Below are 18,379 nucleotides of genomic sequence, written 5' to 3' on the forward strand. Positions count from 1 at the left end.
CATTTACCACGTTAGCACGTGAGTATACCAATCTGTATAGATAATCGCCCATTCAATAGGTTAATTTATGTGCGGACTGGTATTAAAATTAGACAAGTCATTTTTGCGCGCATACTAATAGAAGTGAAAGGGGGTGTCTTACGAATAATTCTTGTTGTGTCGATTGCTTTTAATGCATGAACTTGTCTGTTATTCACGTTAGCATTAGAGCGCCTTGGCTTTTTAAAGCAAAAATAGATAAAGAAGCCAGTATGCGTGATAAAAACAGTAAGGAAAAAATTAATGAATGAGTGGTGGCATGGTTTTTTGGCGTGGTTAACTCAGTACCAGTCAAACGTCGTGTTCAGTGGTATAGTTCTGCTTATCTATTTGGCAATGTCGCGGAAGCTGCTACCAAAATTAGAAAATAATATCGTAAAATCAAAGCTCAAATCTAACAGTGCTTTAAAAGGACTTTTTGCTGCGCGTGTGATTGTAGCAACTGTATCGCTTTCCCTGCTGCTGTTGGCATGGGGTATCGATTTCTCAGGCCTACTTGTACTTTCTACGTCCATCATTACGGTAACCGGGGTTGCACTTTTTGCAAGTTGGTCGCTCATCAGCAATATTACGGCATACTTTATTTTGCTTACCAATGTAGCCTATAGCAGAGGCAACTATGTGCGCATTCTCGATGGCGATAACTATATAGAGGGCGTTATTGCGGATGTTGGGCCATTCAGTACTCGTTTAATCACCGCCGACCGCGAAACGCTAATGTACCCCAACAATTTGATTCTAACTCGCCCAGTGCTACTCAACCCGAAAGAAAAGTGGGGGGCCATGGGTAAAGTTGTGGCGAAGTCGAGTGTAGAGACGCCGGTGGTTAAGACGGAAGAAACTAAACCACATGACGAGTTACTGTAAGTACTTCTTTATTCGTCATTTACAGTGCAATAGTAGAGAACGAAAAGCATTCAATTAACGTGGTGCAGATACGTCATTGTTCCACAATAATTAAACGTTTTTCGCTTCTCTAATATAACGCGTCATACTTTGTAGTAACGCGCGTAGTTTTGCCGGTTTAAGCGGCTTAGCCAAAAAGTTTACGCCTTGGTCTTTACACTCAGTCACTAAATTCTCATCTGGTGTTGCGGTTATAAGCGCCGCTGGCACTACAACGTTTAGTCGATGTCTTATTTCTTCAATTAGCGCAAGCCCATTTTTCTCGCTATCGTGACTTAGTTGATAATCCATCAGTAAGATCTGAGGCTGAATGACCTCACAAACTTTCAGTGCATCATCCCAGTTATTCGCTAAGAACACATTTACGCCCCATTTTTGTAATAGGGTTTGCATAGCATCCAAGTTTTCCCTTTGGTCGTCTACGCAAAGTACATTCATTCCAGTAAATGTGGTACTACGAGGCTTTGCTGCAATACTAGAAACTCGTTTAGGTTTGGCTTTCGCAAGAGAAAATGCAAAGCAACTCCCTTTTCCTACCCTTGAGGTTACATTTATGTCGCTGTCTAACTGCAGGCTTAAGCGGCGCACCACACCCAAACCCAAACCTAATCCATGCTCTTTACTTTCATTGGCGCGAAAGAAATCGCCGAATATACTGTCTTTTTTATCACTAGAAATACCAATACCTGTATCGATAACTTTGAAATAAACGGTTTCTTTAACAGATCTAATCGTAAAAAGAACTCGCCCTTTTTCGGTATATTTCACTGCATTTGACAACAAATTTTGGGTAATTCTATATAAATAGGTTTTATCTCCTCGTACCCAGCAAGGGCGGATTATGGCTTTGAAACCAAGCCCCTTTTCACGGGCACGCATAGCCATTTCATCAACTAGTGGAGAGAGTAGGGCGCTTACATCAATTGATTCGATATCGGGTTTCATCTCTCCTTGATCTAATCTAGCAATATCAAGCAGGGTGCCGATGAGCGTTTCACTTGAACTAACGCTATGGCCAAGCTTCTGAACTATATTCTGGGCTTGTTCAGAAAGTTCCTGTTCTTCCAAAGCACTTACGTAAAGCTTAGCTGCATTAAGCGGCTGTAATACGTCATGACTGGCAAGGGCTAAGAAACGGGTTTTACTGGCGTTCGCGTCTTCCGCGGCTTTTCTTGCCCTTATTAGTTCTTTCTCGGCCTCGGAGCGTCGTTCTATTTCAAGGCGAAGTTCTGCGTTAATCGAATGCACTTCTTCCGTACGTTTCTTTATGCGAGCTTCAAGGTCAATGTTCGATTCTTCAAGGGCTTGCTGAATTTCCACATGCCCTGTGATGTCGTTGAAGCTTGTTACAAAACCGCCACCGGGCAGTGGGTTGCCGACCATTTCAATGACTCGACCATCTTTACGCTGGCGAGTAAATCGGTGCGGCATGCCGGAGCGCAAGTGCGCTAAGCGTTTTTCTACTTCAGCATCGACATCGTGCGTTCCAAATTCGCCTTGCGATGCGTTGTATCGAATGAGCTTTTCTATTGGAGAGCCAACAGCAAGTAAGTTGTCGGGGTAAGGATACAGGTTAGCGTAGCGCTTGTTCCAGGCGACCAAATTTAAATGTTTGTCTACCACGCTAATGCCCTGATCCATGTTTTCAAGCGAGGTTAATAGCGCTGTCATATTAAATTGCATCGCCTGCGTGGTATCGTCGAAAAAGTTAATTACCTCAGTAAAATCCATTTTTTTGCCACGTAGCGCACTGTCTAAAAGTACCTTCGCACTAGAGGCGCCAATAACCCCGCCAAGAGCGCGTTCACAGAATGATAAAAACGATTCATTAGGTGTATCTGCGTGGCTTAACTGGCAATTATTTAGCTGTTGATATTGGGTAAGAAGCTGATCGCAACGACCTGTTCCCATAAAGGTTGAAAGCAAAGTGATAAGGTCAGACACGGTAACGTTTGTGGCTTGAGCTTTCACCGTGTTGTTACTAGAAATGGCGGGAGAAACGAACGCTTCTGCCTGCATTCTGTCGATAAGGCGCTGGGGAGCGAAATGAGAAAAGAGTATATACACCAAGCTATTTGCGGCCAAGCTAATCATGGCCCCTTGGCTTATCAATTCGTTTTGCTCCATTTGAGAGACTTGCTCACTTACAATAGGAAGCACTAACCAAAGCACCCAGATAACAAGCCCTACCATAAGCCCCGCATAAACGCCGTGGGCATGCGCGCGCTTCCAATAAAGGCCCCCAACAATGGCGGGCATTAGCTGAATTACAAGGGAAAAAGCGATAAGGCCAATAGAGTGAAGAGAGCGACTGCTGGTCATCTGCTGGTGGTATAGAAAAGCCATCAATAAAATAAAGGCGATAACAATCCGTCTAATTAGACGGATTTTTTTGGATACGTCTTTTTTGTCGTCGGTGTTGCCGGTGAACGCTAAAATTCGTGGCAATATCACGTCGTTGGTAAGCATGGTGCTTAAGGTAAGCGTGGCGACTATGATCATAGCCGTAGCCGCAGACAGACCACCTACAAATACAATGACTTGAAGAAGTGCAGACTCCGAAAACATCGCAAGAGACAATACATAGGAGTCAGGTTCAATGCCTTGACCAGCAAAGATGGCCTTACCCGCAATAGCAATGATAGGGATAACCGCGGAAATAATGGTTAAGTAAAGAGGAAATAGCCAACGCGCTGTGCGAATGTGCCCCAAGCTTAAGTTGTCGATAATGGCAACGTGAAACTGACGAGGTAAGCAAACAATGGCTGCCGCAGCCATAATAGTTTGTGCAATGAAGCTAAACGAACCGAACTGAGCAAGCGCAACCTCGTTAGTAAAACTTTCGAAAAATGCACCAGACTGGGTACGCTTCCACGCGCTGTAACCTACAATAGCAACCAGCACTAAAGCAAGTAGCTTGATGGTAGACTCAAATGCTATGGCCAGCATCAGGCCACGCCTATACTCTGTTACATCAGTTTGGCGCGTACCAAAATAAATCGCGAAGGCAGCGATAAAGCCTGTGGCGGCAATGATAATTCCATTGCTGTTAGGTTGTTGAGTTAACAGTTGAAAGGTGGCGCCTACCGCCTTAAGCTGAAGCGCAATGTAGGGAATGGTTGCCAGTAAAGCAATAAGCGTAACGACTAAGGCTACGGTTTGACGCTTGCCATAGCGAGACGCAATGAAGTCTGAAATGGTTGTGATATGCTGCTTTTTACTTACCAGTGTCAGTTTGTAAATAAACTTGTATCCCAGCACATAGACTAAGATGGGCCCAAGCATGATTGGCAGGTAAATCCACGTATCTCTACTTGCTTGCCCCACCATGCCAAAGAAGGTCCAAGCGGTACAATAGATTGCCAGGGCTAATGAATAAATGGCGGGATGAGAAGTCAGTGCTCTTGCTGTAGGCGAGTTCTTTTCTCCCCAACTTGCTAATGAAAACAGCAAAAAAAGGTACAAGACTGCAAGCGTTACCCAACCAAAAACCATAACCTTCCTTTAACTTAGTTTTAACAACCGTGCTGATATTATAATCATTTCGACCATGGTCTACCTACGACCATGGTCTCATTTTGAATTTCACACCTCAGGTCTAGAGTAATAGCCGACCTCCTAGATGCTTGACTTTTGCTGCTTTGGTTCTGTCGTGTACAAAAGTTTCAAACGCAGCAATAACGTTAACAAAGCCGAGCGTTAGGGAATTGTAAAATCATAACAACTAGTTAACCTGACATGAGGGTGAAACAATGGCATTTAGAAACGAAGAGGACAAAAAAGCCTACTGGAGTGAAAACCTAGCGCTCCTAGCTAAGCTTTTAGTCGTTTGGTTCATCGTATCATTTGGTGCCGGCATACTGTTTGTCGATATCTTAAATGAAATTCAGTTCTTTGGCTTTAAATTAGGCTTCTGGTTTGCACAACAGGGCTCAATTTATGTATTTGTTGCTTTGATCTTTGTCTATATGGCGAAGATGAACGCCATGGACAAACGCTACGGCGTAGATGAGGAGTAAATCATGGACGTTCAAACTTTAACATTTATTATCGTTGGCGCGTCGTTCGCGCTGTATATTGCAATTGCAATTTGGGCACGCGCTGGGTCGACGAATGACTTTTACGTGGCGGGTGGCGGCGTACCGCCTGTTATGAACGGTATGGCTACAGCGGCAGACTGGATGTCGGCTGCATCGTTTATATCAATGGCGGGTCTTATCTCATTTATGGGATACGACGGTGCGGTATACCTTATGGGCTGGACCGGTGGCTATGTTCTACTTGCACTTTGTTTAGCGCCTTACCTACGTAAGTTCGGTAAATTTACGGTACCTGACTTTATTGGCGATCGTTACTACTCACAAACAGCACGTACCGTTGCGGTATTTTGCGCCATCTTTGTTTGCTTCACATACGTTGCAGGTCAAATGCGTGGCGTAGGCGTGGTATTCAGCCGTTTCTTAGAAGTGGATATTGTGTCTGGCGTTGTTATTGGCATGGTTATCGTGTTCTTTTACACCGTACTTGGCGGCATGAAAGGCATCACCTACACACAGGTTGCTCAATATTGCGTAATGATTTTTGCGTACATAGTACCTGCCGTCTTTATCTCAATGATGGTTACCGGGCATATCCTGCCGCAAACCGGTTTTGGCGCAACCTTGGCAGACGGTTCGGGGGTGCATATGCTGCAGAAACTCGATAATTTATCCGTCGAGCTCGGGTTCAATGAATACACATCAGGGACAAAAAGTACTATCGATGTATTCTTTATCACCTTTGCCCTAATGGTGGGTACTGCGGGCCTTCCACACGTTATTGTTCGCTTCTTCACTGTGCCTAAAGTTCACGATGCACGTAAATCTGCAGGTTATGCCCTAGCGTTCATCGCCATTCTTTACACTACGGCACCGTCGCTTGCAGCATTCGCTCGTGTGAATATGATTGAAACCATTAACGGTCCAGAGATGACGGGCACCAGCTATGAAGAAGCGCCGTCGTGGATTAAAAATTGGGAGCAAACTGGCCTTATCGCGTTTGAAGATAAAAACGGCGATGGCAAAATGTTCTACTCGGGTGATGAGCGCAACGAAATGAAAGTTGACCGCGACATTATGGTATTGGCTAACCCTGAAATCGCGAACTTACCAGCCTGGGTGATTGCGCTGGTTGCGGCAGGTGGTGTGGCAGCAGCCCTTTCTACTTCAGCGGGCTTACTGTTGGTAATTTCCACCTCTGTGTCCCACGACTTACTGAAGCGGAACTTTATGCCGAATATTACGGATAAAGCCGAGCTTATGTACGCTAGATTGGCAGCAGCGGTGGCTATTGTCATTGCAGGTTACTTCGGTATCAATCCGCCCGGATTTGTGGCGCAGGTGGTCGCCTTTGCTTTCGGCTTAGCGGCGTCGAGCTTCTTCCCTGCAATTATCATGGGTATCTTTAGCAAGCGTATGAACGACAAAGGCGCTATCGCGGGTATGATTTCAGGCATTGCGTTTACTGCGGCTTACATTATTTACTTCAAGTTTGTAAATCCGGCTGCGAATACGCCTGACAACTGGTGGTTTGGTATCTCTCCTGAAGGTATTGGTACTTTAGGTATGATGGTGAACTTCATTGTTGCATTCTTAGTGTTTAAAGCAACAGATGAAGCACCTGAAGAAATTCAAGAACTGGTTGAGAGCATTCGTTATCCTAAGGGAGCGGGTGAAGCATCAGCGCACTAAATTAGTATTGCCTTAAGATAGGCTTTAGCAAAATAAAACCAATCTACTGGCGAAAGTGAGTAGGTTGGTTTTTTCTTTTTGAGAACTGGACAATCTCTATGACTGCGATGGCTAAACAAGTTGAAGACTTTCTTAATACATCCGCACCTTTTGATTTGCTGGATAGCGAGCAGAAGCTTCAGCTAGTAAAACATACTGAACTGGTATACGTAACCGCGGATAACGTTGAGGAACTGCAAAAGGATAAAGTGTCGCTTTTTCTTATCCAAAGCGGGCAGTTTTCCGTCCAAGATTCTGATGCCCCTTTACGCCATTTAAGTGAGGGAGACTACTTCGGCTACATCAATATAATGGAAAAACGTAATTTTCCACTAAGCATAACGGTGGACAGCCCAGGGCTGGTTTATTGTTTTGATGCGCTAGCTGTAGAACCTTTACTAGAAATACCTACCATACGGCATTTTTTTGATGGCCTTAGCAATAACGCTCTGCAAAACCATGCCATTGCAGATAGTAATTCAATGTGGCTTTATAAGGGGCTTTTAGATGCTATCGAAAAGGCGCCGGTTTCCGTCGAGGCTCAAACCTCAATTACGGTTGCAGCTCAGTTAATGACATCGCAAAAAGTCTCTTCTTTGTTAGTAACTGAACAAGAGAAGCTAATTGGTATCATTACTGACCGCGATTTAAGGTCGAGAGTGGTGGCAGCCTCTTTAGACCCCCATCTTCCGGTTAGCCAAATAATGACAGCTAACCCGGCTCAAATTATGGGTAACAGGACCCTATTTGACGCGCTAGCGCTAATGACGGAAAAAAACATTCATCACTTGCCTGTTATTGATCACCAAACGCTCGTGCCCCTTGGCATGGTAACCGCAAGCGATATCATTCGTCAGCAGCGAGGAAACGTACTCTTCATTATTGGTGAACTGAGCAAAGCCGAGAACCTTTATGAGCTTACGCGCTTGTCGTGGCAACTGCCTCATTACTTTTCAGCTCATGCTAAAAAGGCAGGTGATTACGACATTGCTGGGAAAATATTGTCACAAGCAACCGATATTATGACCAGAAAGCTAATTGGCTTTTTCCAACAAGCTAACGGTAAAGCTCCCATGATGTTTGCGTGGTTAGTGTATGGTTCACAAGCCCGAGAAGACCAAACCATGGGCTCAGATCAAGACAACGGGCTACTTCTTGCCAAGCAACCTACCGAAGTGCAAGCCGAGTACTTTTCGAAAATGGCAAAGTACGTATGCAAAGGGTTGGCAAAGTGCGGCATCAAGCTTTGCGATGGCAATATTATGGCCAGTAATCCTAAGTTGAGACTATCTCTCGATGAGGCGCTCGAAGAAGCTAAACAGTGGGTAAAAGCGCCCACTAAAGACGCCATTATGCACTTTAATATCTTTTTGGATGTGCGGTGTGCCGCGGGTGATGTAAGTTTATTTAAGCAGCTTCAAAAACAGCGCGCCCCTTTAATGCAGCAAAACATGTTCTTAGCAGCCCTTACCAGGCATAGTAATGAAATATCGGTGCCGCTTTCTATGTTCCAGAAGTTTGTTTATGAGAAAGGAAGAAAAGAAAAAGATGTTATTGACCTAAAGACCCGAGCTGTCGCTTTAATCAATAATATAGCAAGAATCTATGCCTTGGCTGATGGGGTGACTTTACCTAACACGCTCGCACGTCTAGAAGCGTTATCTGCTCGTTCTCAGCTTTCAAAACGCGATGCAACGAATCTTAGCGATATTTGGCTGTTCCTGAATCGTCTGCGCTGGCGTCATCAACTTGAAAACAAAGTTACCGATAATCGTGTTTCCATATCAAGCCTGTCATCAATTGAAAAACATCAGCTTAAAGCTGCTTTTAAAGCCATAGAAAGAACGAATCAAGCTATGGTGATGAAGTTTTCAGGTGGCGTGAGTTAATCGATATGGTGCAAAGGTGGATAAAGGCATGCGCACAGGCGCTCACGAGCAAAACGAAACTGAAAAAGCGTCTTCGCGAACTTAGCGTTCACAATACTTCATTTACCGCAGTTGATTTAGAACTTACTTCGCTAAACCCTTCAGCAACGCAAATTACTTCTGTGGGTTATGTGAGTGGCAAGGGGGGCCGTATCGATTTATCGACGAGCGGTTATCATGTTATCAACACGACCGCAGACCTAGGGCAAAGCCCTGTGATTCACGGGTTAACCCCTGACATCTTGCAAAAAGGCGAACATTTAGAAGTGGCGCTCGGTGCACTCACGCCTTTATTTCAGCAACACATTCTTATTTTTCACAACGCTAAATTGGACTTGATGGCGTTGAACAAAGCTTTTAAACAGTGCGCTTTACCAAAATTAGAGGTGGTTTATATTGATACCCTTCAGCTTGCGCTGTATCAGCTAAACAAGCAGCATCAGGTTTTACCAAGTAATAGTGCTACGCTAGGTGTGTGCCGCCAACGCTTAGATCTTCCAGCTTTCAATGAACACAATGCGCTAGATGATGCGTTAGCTACGCTTCAGCTTTTCCTAGCCCAGTTGACGGAATTAAGTGTAGAGAAAGAGGCTACGCTGGACTGTCTGCTTCACACCGGGGCTGTTGGTTGCACTCAGCTAGGCGACAGCTAGAAACTTTTTATCGCTTGTGAAGAACTGGGGCTCAATGCTTTTTTCGTAGGCGCAAGTGAAGGAGATACTAAGCGATTACGCCCGGAAGTTTTAGCTGCATACAGGTTTTTATCCGCTTCCAGCATGACATAATCAATCGTTTTATCATCGTTGGCAGTTTTTATCGCTAAGCCTGCACTCAGTGTTATGCGCCCGTACTCAGACGAACTATGTAGAATGTTGAGGTCGTAAACGGTTTCTAATAGGCGCTCGGCGACAGCTACTGCTCCCTCCACATCAGTGTTTGGTAAAATTACTAAAAACTCTTCACCACCAATTCTCACCAATTTATCCATAGGACGAAGGAGTGCATCGTTTATCGTTTTACTAACCTTCCATAAGCAGCTATCACCATCTAAATGTCCATACATATCGTTAAATAGCTTAAAGTGGTCGACATCAAATATAACTAAAGACAATGGGGTGGCATTGCGTTCGCTATCTTTAACTAATCGGGGGAGATAGTCATCCAAATAGTGTCTGTTGTAGGCACCGGTTAGTTTGTCGATATAAATTAGTTTTTCTAAGAAATCACTTCTGAGCTTGTGTTGAAGGTGCGACTTTACGCGATTGCGCAGCGTACAAGCATTCACAGGCTTAACTACAAAGTCTACACAACCAGAACCCCAACAACGAGATTCTTCCTCGTCTGTTGATGAAGAGGTAACGAAAATAATAGGTATGTGTTCACAGGATGGCTTTTGTCTAAGCAGCGCTGTGGTCTCGTGCCCATCCATTTCTGGCATGGAGACGTCCATAAGGATTAAGTCTGGCCTGTTATGCTTGCAGTACTCAATGGCTTCCTTTCCTGAGCTCACAGAAAAGCACTCTACTGTTTCTTCGAGTAGTGTTTCTAAAATAAGTCTACTGCTGGCTTGATCGTCGACAATCAATACACTGCAATCAGTTAAAGTCCGATCGCCGACTTGGTCAATGTACACTGGGGCTCCTAAACACATATGTGAGTGTTCAATTAATAAGAATACGCCTGAATTTGGAAAAGAACATTAATCAAAAGTGTAATATTTAAGCGTAGGATTCATTATCACTGTTATCTGCTTCTCTATAAAAACCTTTAACGAATAAAGCACTTTCCATAGGTAAAAGAATACTTCGCTGTATGATATTTGTACAGCGCAAGGGAGCTAGCTAGAATAGCAACTGAAATAACGCGAGCCCATAAACGCCAAGTGTACATAGAGCTCCTACCATATAAAAATAGCTTCTTGGGCTAGGGTTCTTTTCTGTGGCAACAGCATAGTACAGCGCCATATGTATGATACGGCTGAGCGCGAATGCCCATACCAAAATGGCGAGTACATCTGTTTGCGCGCCAAGAAACATGCAAAGCAGGGCGGGCAGCACAAATTGGTGAATATTTTCAAGCGAGTTATGAAAGGTTCTGTGACTTCTAAATACAAAACTATCGTGGCTCAATTCTTCGCTAACTTTACCGGGGATGTAGCGAGACTGTTTTCTATGTGCCACAGCGGCAACAATGTTTTGGACAAAAACCGTTAAGCTAATCACTAATAGACCAGCAATACTGTATGTGTAAACCGTAAACATATGAACTCCTTTTCTAGTCCAAAGGGCAAGGTTAATTATTTGAAGTTCTAATAGCATCGAGACTGATTTGTTTGTTCAACTCACGCGCCTGATAGTGCTAGAACAATAAAAACAGTGTTTCATAAGATTTTTTACGGAGAAGCTATTGGGAGAGATCGGTGATAATTTTAAGAAAAGCAAAGATCGACTAAAGGCGATCTTTACTTTTCTTTTTAGAGGAACATCTTATAAAGAGGCTTTTACATCGTTTGGAAGTAATACCGTATCAATAACGTGAATAACACCGTTGCTGGTCATCACATCAGCCTTGATAACCTGAGCATCGTTTATCATGACTTTATTCATAGTAGTAGAGACCATAACTTTACTTCCTTCCACTGTAGTGGCATCAGAAAGCGCAGATACGTCTTTGGCCGTTACTTTGCCGGCTACAACATGATAGGTAAGAATTTTCACAAGTGTTTGTTTGTTTTCTGGCTTAAGCAGCATTTCAATGGTTCCATCAGGTAAAGCTGCAAATGCATCATCGGTTGGCGCGAAAACGGTAAATGGACCATCTCCTTTCAATGTAGTGACTAAATCAGCAGACTTTACGGCAGCAACCAGTGTAGAAAACATGTTATTGCTTGCGGCTGTATCGACAATATCTTTTTGCTCTCCTTCAGCGTGGTGACCGGCGAAAACGCTGGTGCTTAAAACAACCAAAAACAACACACTCATTAATTTCTTCATAATCTTTCCTTTAATATGTAAACGGGCTTTGAATGAAATTCACCATCCTTCGTTTTGCCTACTACTAAATGACAGCCAATGAAAGGTACTGAATTGAGAATAGTTACGGCGCTGTTTAATATTTTGATGATTAACTTTGTGTAATGCCGTTAAAGAAACGATTACCATTACTAAGAATGAGGTAACAGAGCAGTGAGTAAGCCCATTTTGATGTTTTTTTGCGATAAAAGTACAACTGCATAAGTTGTAAATAAAATGTAAAAAAATGGTTTGGGTGCTATAATTTTAAACTATCGAGTAACTAAAATAGGTGCCTGATATGAATACTCGACTAGTTTTAATTTGGCTACTTTGCTGTTTTCTAAGTGCTTGCCAGTCTACGGATGAGCAAAATATAGCGTCGCCGCCTACCTTATTAAACGATAACCTGTTTCCGTCGCACCATTTGTTTCCCGTAGAGACCATCGACGAGATTTTTTACTTAGGTGAAGACGCTCAGTTTTTTGCTGAAAAAGCGGTACATAACAAAAGCACTTTGCAGAAAAACGTTAAAGGTTTAGTGAAAGCTATTTTTGACCATTCAGATTACGGCATGCTTTATCGCAATAGTGCGAATACGACAGCAGACACTACGTTTAACAACCGCGCGGCAAACTGCTTATCCCTTTCAATTATGACCTATGCGCTTGCTGAACACGTGGGTTTAGACGCGACCTTCTATGAAGTAGATATTCCAGAGTATTGGACACGAAGGGAAGGGTATAGCCTGCTAAATGGGCATATTAATATGCGCGTCTCAATGCCTGAGGCTAACAACGTAACATCGATTGGAGGCTTATGGGCAGACGTAGACTTTGACCCGCAAATGCTACGCAACTACTTTCCCAGAAAGCCAGTAGCGAAAAACAAAATAGTGTCTATGTACTACAACAACAAAGGTGCAGATGCGTTGGTGGCGAATAGCTACACAAGGGCTTACAGCTACTTTCGTGCCGCTGCTACATTAACGCCTGAATTACAGCAAAGCTGGGTCAACCTTGGCGTTTTATATAGAATGGTTGACGCTTATAAGCAGGCTGAGATGACTTACAAGCACGCACTATCACTAAATGATGAAAACCTCACCGCATGGGAAAATTTATCTATTCTTTATACGCATCAAGAAAGAAATGAAGAAGCAATGCAGATTACGCAAATGGTTGAAGCAAAGCGTAAGAACAACCCTTTTTATCATTACATATTAGGGGAACAAGCTTTTGATGCTGGCAAGCTTAACGCTGCAATAGCGCATTATAGAAAAGGGCTTAAGCTTGATAATGCTCGTCACGAGATTTTATTCGGCATGGCCAAAGCGTATCACGAGTTAGGCGATGTTAGCGAAGCGCAACGCTTCTTAGAGAGGGCTGTGAAGTATTCACCAAACCAACAAGAAAAACAGCGCTATTCTTCTAAACTAGCTACCTTGGCAAGCAACTAAAAAAAAGCCGCAGACTAGCTGCGGCAAAAGAATAACACTACAAAAGGAACTTAATTTATATAACGCCCAGCTCACGAAGGCGCTCTTGCAGGTATGACCCTGCAGTATGACGTTCTGAAAGAACAACATCTGGTCTTGGGTGTAAAAACAATGGCAACGAGATACGAGATTTCGTCATGTCAGTGCCATCTGGGTTTACAACCCTATGGGTAGTTGATGGGAAATATCCGCCTGATGCTTCTTGAAGCATGTCGCCAATATTCACGATCAAGTTCCCGAAATCACAAGGAACGTCAATCCAACTACCGTCTTTAGCTTGTACTTGCAATCCTGGCTCGTTGGCTGCTGGTAAGATAGTAATCAAATTAATATCTTCGTGAGCAGCAGCGCGAATCGCATCTACTTCTTCGTCACCTTTTAGTGGTGGGTAGTGCAGTATACGCAGCAAGGTCTGATCAGAATCTTTGATCATGTCACCTAGCGGTTGACTGTACTTATCGCTCACCTCTGAAGGAGAATGTTTTTCTATCCAACCCAATAGCTCTTTCGCTAGTGTGTTTGCTTCCCCATAGTACTGGGAAATCTGCGGGTGAAGTGCTTCTGGACACTGACCCCACGGGTAGAAATGGTAATACTCTTTAATGTCTTTTTTCGTAAAGCCTTTGGCTACCTCAGATACGCTCTGAGGGAAAAATCCGTCTTGTTTACCCTTGTTGTACAGGTAATCGTTCTTCTCTTCACTGTCGAAGAAGCCCTGCCAATTGTCGTAAATACCTTGAACTAATGACTGTTGGATAGGGTGATTTTTTAAAACACCGAACCCTGTTTCGCGAAGTGACTTCACGAATTCTTCTTGTGCGTTTTCCGCTTGGTAATCAACAGCAACTAATTGCATAACTTTATCCCGTATATTTTGACTGCGGCATTATAAAGGTAGACGGGCTACAGAAAAAAGTCGCAGAAATTGACATAAATCAACCCCGCGAGGAATTTGCGCGTAATTTACAGAAACCTGACCAGTTAGTCTAGTAAAATCTTGACCAACTGGTCCAAATTAATGAAATTTAACCAAGAGAGAGGTAAAAGCCCGCTAGCGCGGCACTCATTAAGTTAGATAACGTTGCAGCAATAACAGCTTTTAACCCCAGTCGCGCAATTTCTTTTCTGCGTGTTGGTGCCATAGCACCAATTCCACCCATCAAAATAGCGATAGAAGAGAAGTTTGCAAAACCACAAAGTGCAAAGGTGATAATGGCCTGAGATGCTTCAGATAGCTGTGATTGGTTTTCTAAGAAGTTAAGGTAAGCAACGAATTCGTTGACCACCATTTTCTGACCAATGAAGCTACCTGCAAGTTGTGCTTCCTCCCATGGTACGCCGATTGCCCATGCGAGAGGTTGAAGTACATAACCCAGGATCCCTTCAAACGTAACGTTTTCATAGCCAAATAGCGCTGCTGTCCAGCCAATAAGGCCGTTAAACATGGCAATTAACGCTATGAAAGCGAGTAGCATAGCGCCCACGTTTAACGCAAGCTGCATGCCTGACGCTGCGCCACTGGCAGCAGCATCAAATACATTAGCGTAGCCGGTATCTTCCGCGTCTACGTCATGTAAATCTTCATTTGGTTTACTGGTTTCAGGCAAGATAATTTTTGCCATTAGCAAACCACCTGGCGCAGCCATAAAGCTTGCGGCCAATAAATATTTAAGGTCAACGCCCATTCCAGCATAACCTGCCATGACAGAGCCTGCTATTGATGCCAAGCCGCCTACCATAATGGCAAACAACTCAGAGCTTGTCATATGTGGGATAAAAGGACGAACAACAAGAGGGGCTTCGGTTTGACCCACGAAGATGTTAGCAGCTGAAGACATAGATTCAGGGCGACTGGTACCCAGCGTCTTTTGTAAAAAACCACCGATAACTTTAATAACAACTCCCATCACTTTAAGATGATAAAGCACTGCGATAAGGGCTGAGAAAAAGACGATAACGGGAAGTACGTTAAAAGCGAAGATAAACGCAATAGACTTGTCGCCAATAGGGCCAAACAGAAAGTTTATGCCCTCTTGGCTGTAAGCAATAATGTTGGCAACAAACTTGGTTGCACTTAACAATACTTCTTTACCTGTTTCAGAATACAGGACAAACGCGCCAACTGATGCTTGAATAGCAAATGCGCCACCAACGGTGCGCCAATTTATACTGCGTTTCGCCGATGATAACGCGAAAGCAATACCCAGAAGGACTGCAATGCCCAGTAAACCTACCATAGTAATGTTCCCTTAAAGAAGCGCTTGCTGAATGTGTGATTTGATCACATCTAATGCAATTTGGTTTTTGCCACCTTGCGTCACTACTACGTCGGCAGTGAAGCGACTAGGTTCGATAAATTGATGATACATAGGCTTAACAGTTTCTTCGTACTGTTTTGCCACCGACTCAATACTACGACCACGTTCTTTTAGGTCGCGCATCATTCGGCGCATCAAACAAATATCAAGAGGAGTGTCGATAAAGATTTTTACGTCGTACAGAGGTAATAAATCTGTACGTGCAAGCAACATAATACCTTCAAGTATGATTACCGGTGCGGGGTTTAAGCGCTCCGTTTCAGGTAAACGTGTGTGCGTTTTATAGCAGTAATGCGGATAGTCGATAGGTTGACCGTCACGCAATGCTTGCAAATGCGCTTTCAATAGCTCGTGTTCAAATGCGTTTGGGTGATCATAGTTATTCTTCTCACGCTGTTCCATGGGAAGGTGATCTTGGGCGCGATAGTAGTGATCTTCGCGCAGCACTTGAACAGGGCGGCCTTGAGCACTGAAGCCGTTAAACAAATTTTTTGTAAAAAGAGACTTCCCAGAGCCAGAAGCTCCAGAAATGGCAATAATTAGTGGCGATTGCATAGTACTATAAAGCTGGTTTTGTTGGTGCAAAGATACGCGTTTAGGCCTCGCGAATCAATGTTATATTCACAAGTTCTCACTTTTGGGCGCGGTCTTTGCTAGAACTTTATTGTATTTTCAAGGTATTGCGGGCTGTTTTTTAAACTCGCATAAAATCCAAAAAAGTTCTCCAAGTGGTCAGTTTTTAATTAGTTACCAATAATTTCGATATCCTCTTCTTTTATCGGTGGCAATGCATAAGAGTGTTGCTTTGAACGTGAACCTTCACCCTGAGCCCGAGGTGGGTAATACTTCTCTTTTTCTTCATTGTAAGACAAGAATAACTCATCAAGGGCGGCTCTTATTTCACTTAGCGTTTTGTCTAGGTTTGCGTTGAAGTCGGGGCGTTTTCTCTTTGTATGGCCTAACTCAATCAATCGGCCGAAGCATTTATTAGCTAGCGCCATTAACTCACTTGGAACATCTTTATGTGGCGGTAATGGTTGATTGGGATTGGCTATGCAGTATTTAACCAAAGCAGTGTAAAAACAAAGAGGCTTGTTTTGTAAGGTTACTACTTTGTCTTCAATACCGTTTGATATGGTCTTTTCTTGCAGGTTAATTATTAGTTTGGGCTTAGGAGGAACAACGAGTTCTTCAAGGGGAGATTGTTTTCGCTTCTCTTTGTTCGTAAATACAAATAATGGGGCAATAAGCAGTGCGATTAGAACGGCTACCCAGCTAATCCCCACTTCACTTAAAGCATTTCTACTATTAATTGAAATATGTATGGTTTGCTCTGCATTCTTAAAAGTGGATCTATGTACAATTGGATATTCAGTTAAGTCTGCATTTGTCTGAACGTCCTGAACAGCGCTCGCTATGACAGGCAGCGTTTTTTCTTCTATTACTTTATTGAGGCGTTCAAGATAGCGTTCAATGGCATACATATTCGCTGGCGTATTTAGCGTTTCGTTTCCAACATCAAGGAAAGCGCTATCCAAACTTATACGCCTTTCAACGACATCAATAGCTTGGTGGATGGAAAGCTGATGTGCAAAGTACTGACCTATAATGGATGCTGTTTGCAGAACCATTACCAGCAATACAAATACTGCCGCAATTTTTAGGGGAGGTATAAGGTGCAACTTAACTTTACTCATTTGTTACACCCTTCTTCCAAGGTAATATTTTTGTAATATGGCCTTGGGTGAGTTGTCGCTATTTCGTAGACAACTGACTGTACAGCGCAGAATAGGTCCGTATTTTGGGTCTGCATCTTTAAATACCATTGCATCCCGCTCACGCTCTCTAAAAGGGGGGCGGTGTAATTCTTAGAGAACGTCTCGGCATCTTCCTCTGCCCAATACGTTGAGATGATATCGACTTCGCCTGAAAGGAGTGCGCGCCTCAATTCCTTATGAGAGCTGTAATAGACAATGTCGACAGTGGTGTCTGTCAGCCCCATATGTTGTAAGACTGTCTTGGGCACAATATGACCAGAACGACTACTTGGATAGTCTAAAAGACCAATTCGTTTTCCAAGTAGATACTCTTTATTTAACAATGGTTTTTCTCTAAGCGCTATAAAAAATGCGGGGTAGTCAGGGTGGGCTGCTAGCTTGGTTAAACCATAGATTTTATCTGCACCAAAGGCATCAACGATATTGCTTTTCACCAAGGCTAGGTCAACTACACCGTGGTTTATATATCGAAAGGTATCGTAATCGCTTTGACCAATTACTACTTTAATACTGCTGTATTGGCGTTTTATCGTGCTGTCAGAGCATAATCGTTCGCTAACCATTTTAGCTATGCGACCATCGGTTATATAAGCAGAAAATACATCTTTATTACCCGATAACCCTGTGTTGCAGGTTAATATTTGACCAGTTTGCGGCAGGATGTCATCATAAAACGTAGAATTTTTATAATAGCTTGCTAGGCCACACGATAGTGCAACTATAGCTAATATAATCCACTTTACAGAGGTAACAATTCTTAAATCTGTCAAAAAAACGACCAAATGAATTAACGATTTATATGTGGATTTCATCAGTTAAGGTTACTTATTGCAATAGGTAAATTTATTTTTAAATGGTAAGTTGTTGTTATTGATGAATCTTTTATAGGTAAACCTGATTTTTGTTAAACGCTGTTTATTAGTGTTCGATATGGCAAGAATAGCATCAGCTAATCGCCGTGAATTGACAATAATAACAATAAGTAAATTAACCTGACCATTTGGTCAAGATATTTTTTACAAAGTCAAACGCCTAGGGGAGTTGCTGCTAAATAAAAATGTAAAGTTGTAATAAAATTGACATGAATCTCTATAACAATTTTGTCGATTCATATTAATTGAAGGTCGTCTAAG

General features: G+C 43.0%; 15 protein-coding genes. 6 read left to right on the forward strand and 9 right to left on the reverse strand.

Annotated elements, in window-relative coordinates; genetic code table 11:
• Positions 1 to 282 precede the first annotated feature (282 nt).
• Complete coding sequence (locus ACXACS_RS04630) at positions 283 to 906, forward strand: mechanosensitive ion channel domain-containing protein (protein WP_474804601.1); 624 nt, start codon at positions 283 to 285, stop codon at positions 904 to 906.
• 90 nt (positions 907 to 996) lie between these two features.
• Here the strand turns inward: ACXACS_RS04630 and ACXACS_RS04635 are convergent, their stop codons facing one another.
• Positions 997 to 4,440: a PAS domain-containing hybrid sensor histidine kinase/response regulator gene (locus tag ACXACS_RS04635; protein WP_474804604.1), complete on the reverse strand. Its 3,444-nt coding sequence runs from the start codon at positions 4,438 to 4,440 to the stop codon at positions 997 to 999.
• 257 nt (positions 4,441 to 4,697) lie between these two features.
• Here ACXACS_RS04635 and ACXACS_RS04640 point away from each other — a divergent pair, with 257 nt between their 5' ends.
• The 4 genes from ACXACS_RS04640 to ACXACS_RS04655 all read left to right on the forward strand — a co-directional run bounded on the left by ACXACS_RS04640 (position 4,698) and on the right by ACXACS_RS04655 (position 9,294).
• Positions 4,698 to 4,964: a DUF4212 domain-containing protein gene (locus ACXACS_RS04640; RefSeq protein WP_039216401.1), complete on the forward strand. Its 267-nt coding sequence runs from the start codon at positions 4,698 to 4,700 to the stop codon at positions 4,962 to 4,964.
• 3 nt (positions 4,965 to 4,967) lie between these two features.
• Positions 4,968 to 6,674 (forward strand): sodium:solute symporter family protein, encoded by a 1,707-nt coding sequence (locus ACXACS_RS04645; RefSeq protein WP_474804608.1) that lies wholly within the window; start codon positions 4,968 to 4,970, stop codon positions 6,672 to 6,674.
• A gap of 98 nt (positions 6,675 to 6,772) precedes the next feature.
• Positions 6,773 to 8,602, forward strand: a complete 1,830-nt coding sequence (locus ACXACS_RS04650; protein ID WP_474804611.1) for a putative nucleotidyltransferase substrate binding domain-containing protein — start codon at positions 6,773 to 6,775, stop codon at positions 8,600 to 8,602.
• Positions 8,603 to 8,607: 5 nt separating this feature from the next.
• Entirely contained in the window at positions 8,608 to 9,294 is a 687-nt protein-coding gene (locus ACXACS_RS04655) for a 3'-5' exonuclease (protein ID WP_474804614.1), read from the forward strand.
• Here ACXACS_RS04655 and ACXACS_RS04660 read toward each other — a convergent pair.
• The 3 genes from ACXACS_RS04660 to ACXACS_RS04670 form a co-directional block, all read right to left on the reverse strand.
• Positions 9,291 to 10,274 carry a GGDEF domain-containing response regulator gene (locus tag ACXACS_RS04660; protein ID WP_474804617.1) on the reverse strand — a complete coding sequence of 328 codons (984 nt, stop codon included), beginning with the start codon at positions 10,272 to 10,274 and terminating at the stop codon, positions 9,291 to 9,293. The genes ACXACS_RS04655 and ACXACS_RS04660 overlap by 4 nt on opposite strands.
• A gap of 208 nt (positions 10,275 to 10,482) precedes the next feature.
• On the reverse strand, positions 10,483 to 10,902 hold the full coding sequence (locus tag ACXACS_RS04665; protein WP_474804620.1) for an MAPEG family protein: 420 nt from the start codon (positions 10,900 to 10,902) through the stop codon (positions 10,483 to 10,485).
• Positions 10,903 to 11,127: 225 nt separating this feature from the next.
• Positions 11,128 to 11,634 (reverse strand): fasciclin domain-containing protein, encoded by a 507-nt coding sequence (locus ACXACS_RS04670; RefSeq protein WP_474804623.1) that lies wholly within the window; start codon positions 11,632 to 11,634, stop codon positions 11,128 to 11,130.
• 319 nt (positions 11,635 to 11,953) lie between these two features.
• Between ACXACS_RS04670 and ACXACS_RS04675 the strand changes: the two genes are divergently transcribed.
• Positions 11,954 to 13,111 carry a tetratricopeptide repeat protein gene (locus tag ACXACS_RS04675; protein ID WP_474804626.1) on the forward strand — a complete coding sequence of 386 codons (1,158 nt, stop codon included), beginning with the start codon at positions 11,954 to 11,956 and terminating at the stop codon, positions 13,109 to 13,111.
• 55 nt (positions 13,112 to 13,166) lie between these two features.
• On the opposite strand, the gene ACXACS_RS04680 is transcribed toward ACXACS_RS04675, so the two are convergent.
• The 5 genes from ACXACS_RS04680 to ACXACS_RS04700 form a co-directional block, all read right to left on the reverse strand.
• Positions 13,167 to 14,006, reverse strand: coding sequence for an isopenicillin N synthase family dioxygenase (locus tag ACXACS_RS04680; RefSeq protein WP_474804629.1), 840 nt, complete (start codon positions 14,004 to 14,006; stop codon positions 13,167 to 13,169).
• Positions 14,007 to 14,175: 169 nt separating this feature from the next.
• A complete protein-coding gene (locus ACXACS_RS04685) occupies positions 14,176 to 15,387 on the reverse strand; it encodes a NupC/NupG family nucleoside CNT transporter (protein ID WP_474804632.1) in 1,212 nt (403 codons plus the stop codon).
• A gap of 12 nt (positions 15,388 to 15,399) precedes the next feature.
• Positions 15,400 to 16,023 carry a uridine kinase gene (udk, locus tag ACXACS_RS04690; RefSeq protein WP_014950808.1) on the reverse strand — a complete coding sequence of 208 codons (624 nt, stop codon included), beginning with the start codon at positions 16,021 to 16,023 and terminating at the stop codon, positions 15,400 to 15,402.
• Positions 16,024 to 16,211: 188 nt separating this feature from the next.
• Positions 16,212 to 17,165, reverse strand: coding sequence for a hypothetical protein (locus ACXACS_RS04695; RefSeq protein WP_474804636.1), 954 nt, complete (start codon positions 17,163 to 17,165; stop codon positions 16,212 to 16,214).
• A complete protein-coding gene (locus ACXACS_RS04700; protein ID WP_474804639.1) occupies positions 17,162 to 18,058 on the reverse strand; it encodes a PhnD/SsuA/transferrin family substrate-binding protein in 897 nt (298 codons plus the stop codon). The genes ACXACS_RS04695 and ACXACS_RS04700 overlap by 4 nt, the downstream gene beginning before the upstream one ends.
• Positions 18,059 to 18,379: the final 321 nt, after the last annotated feature.

Source organism: Alteromonas sp. AWM4_230 (assembly GCF_056158305.1).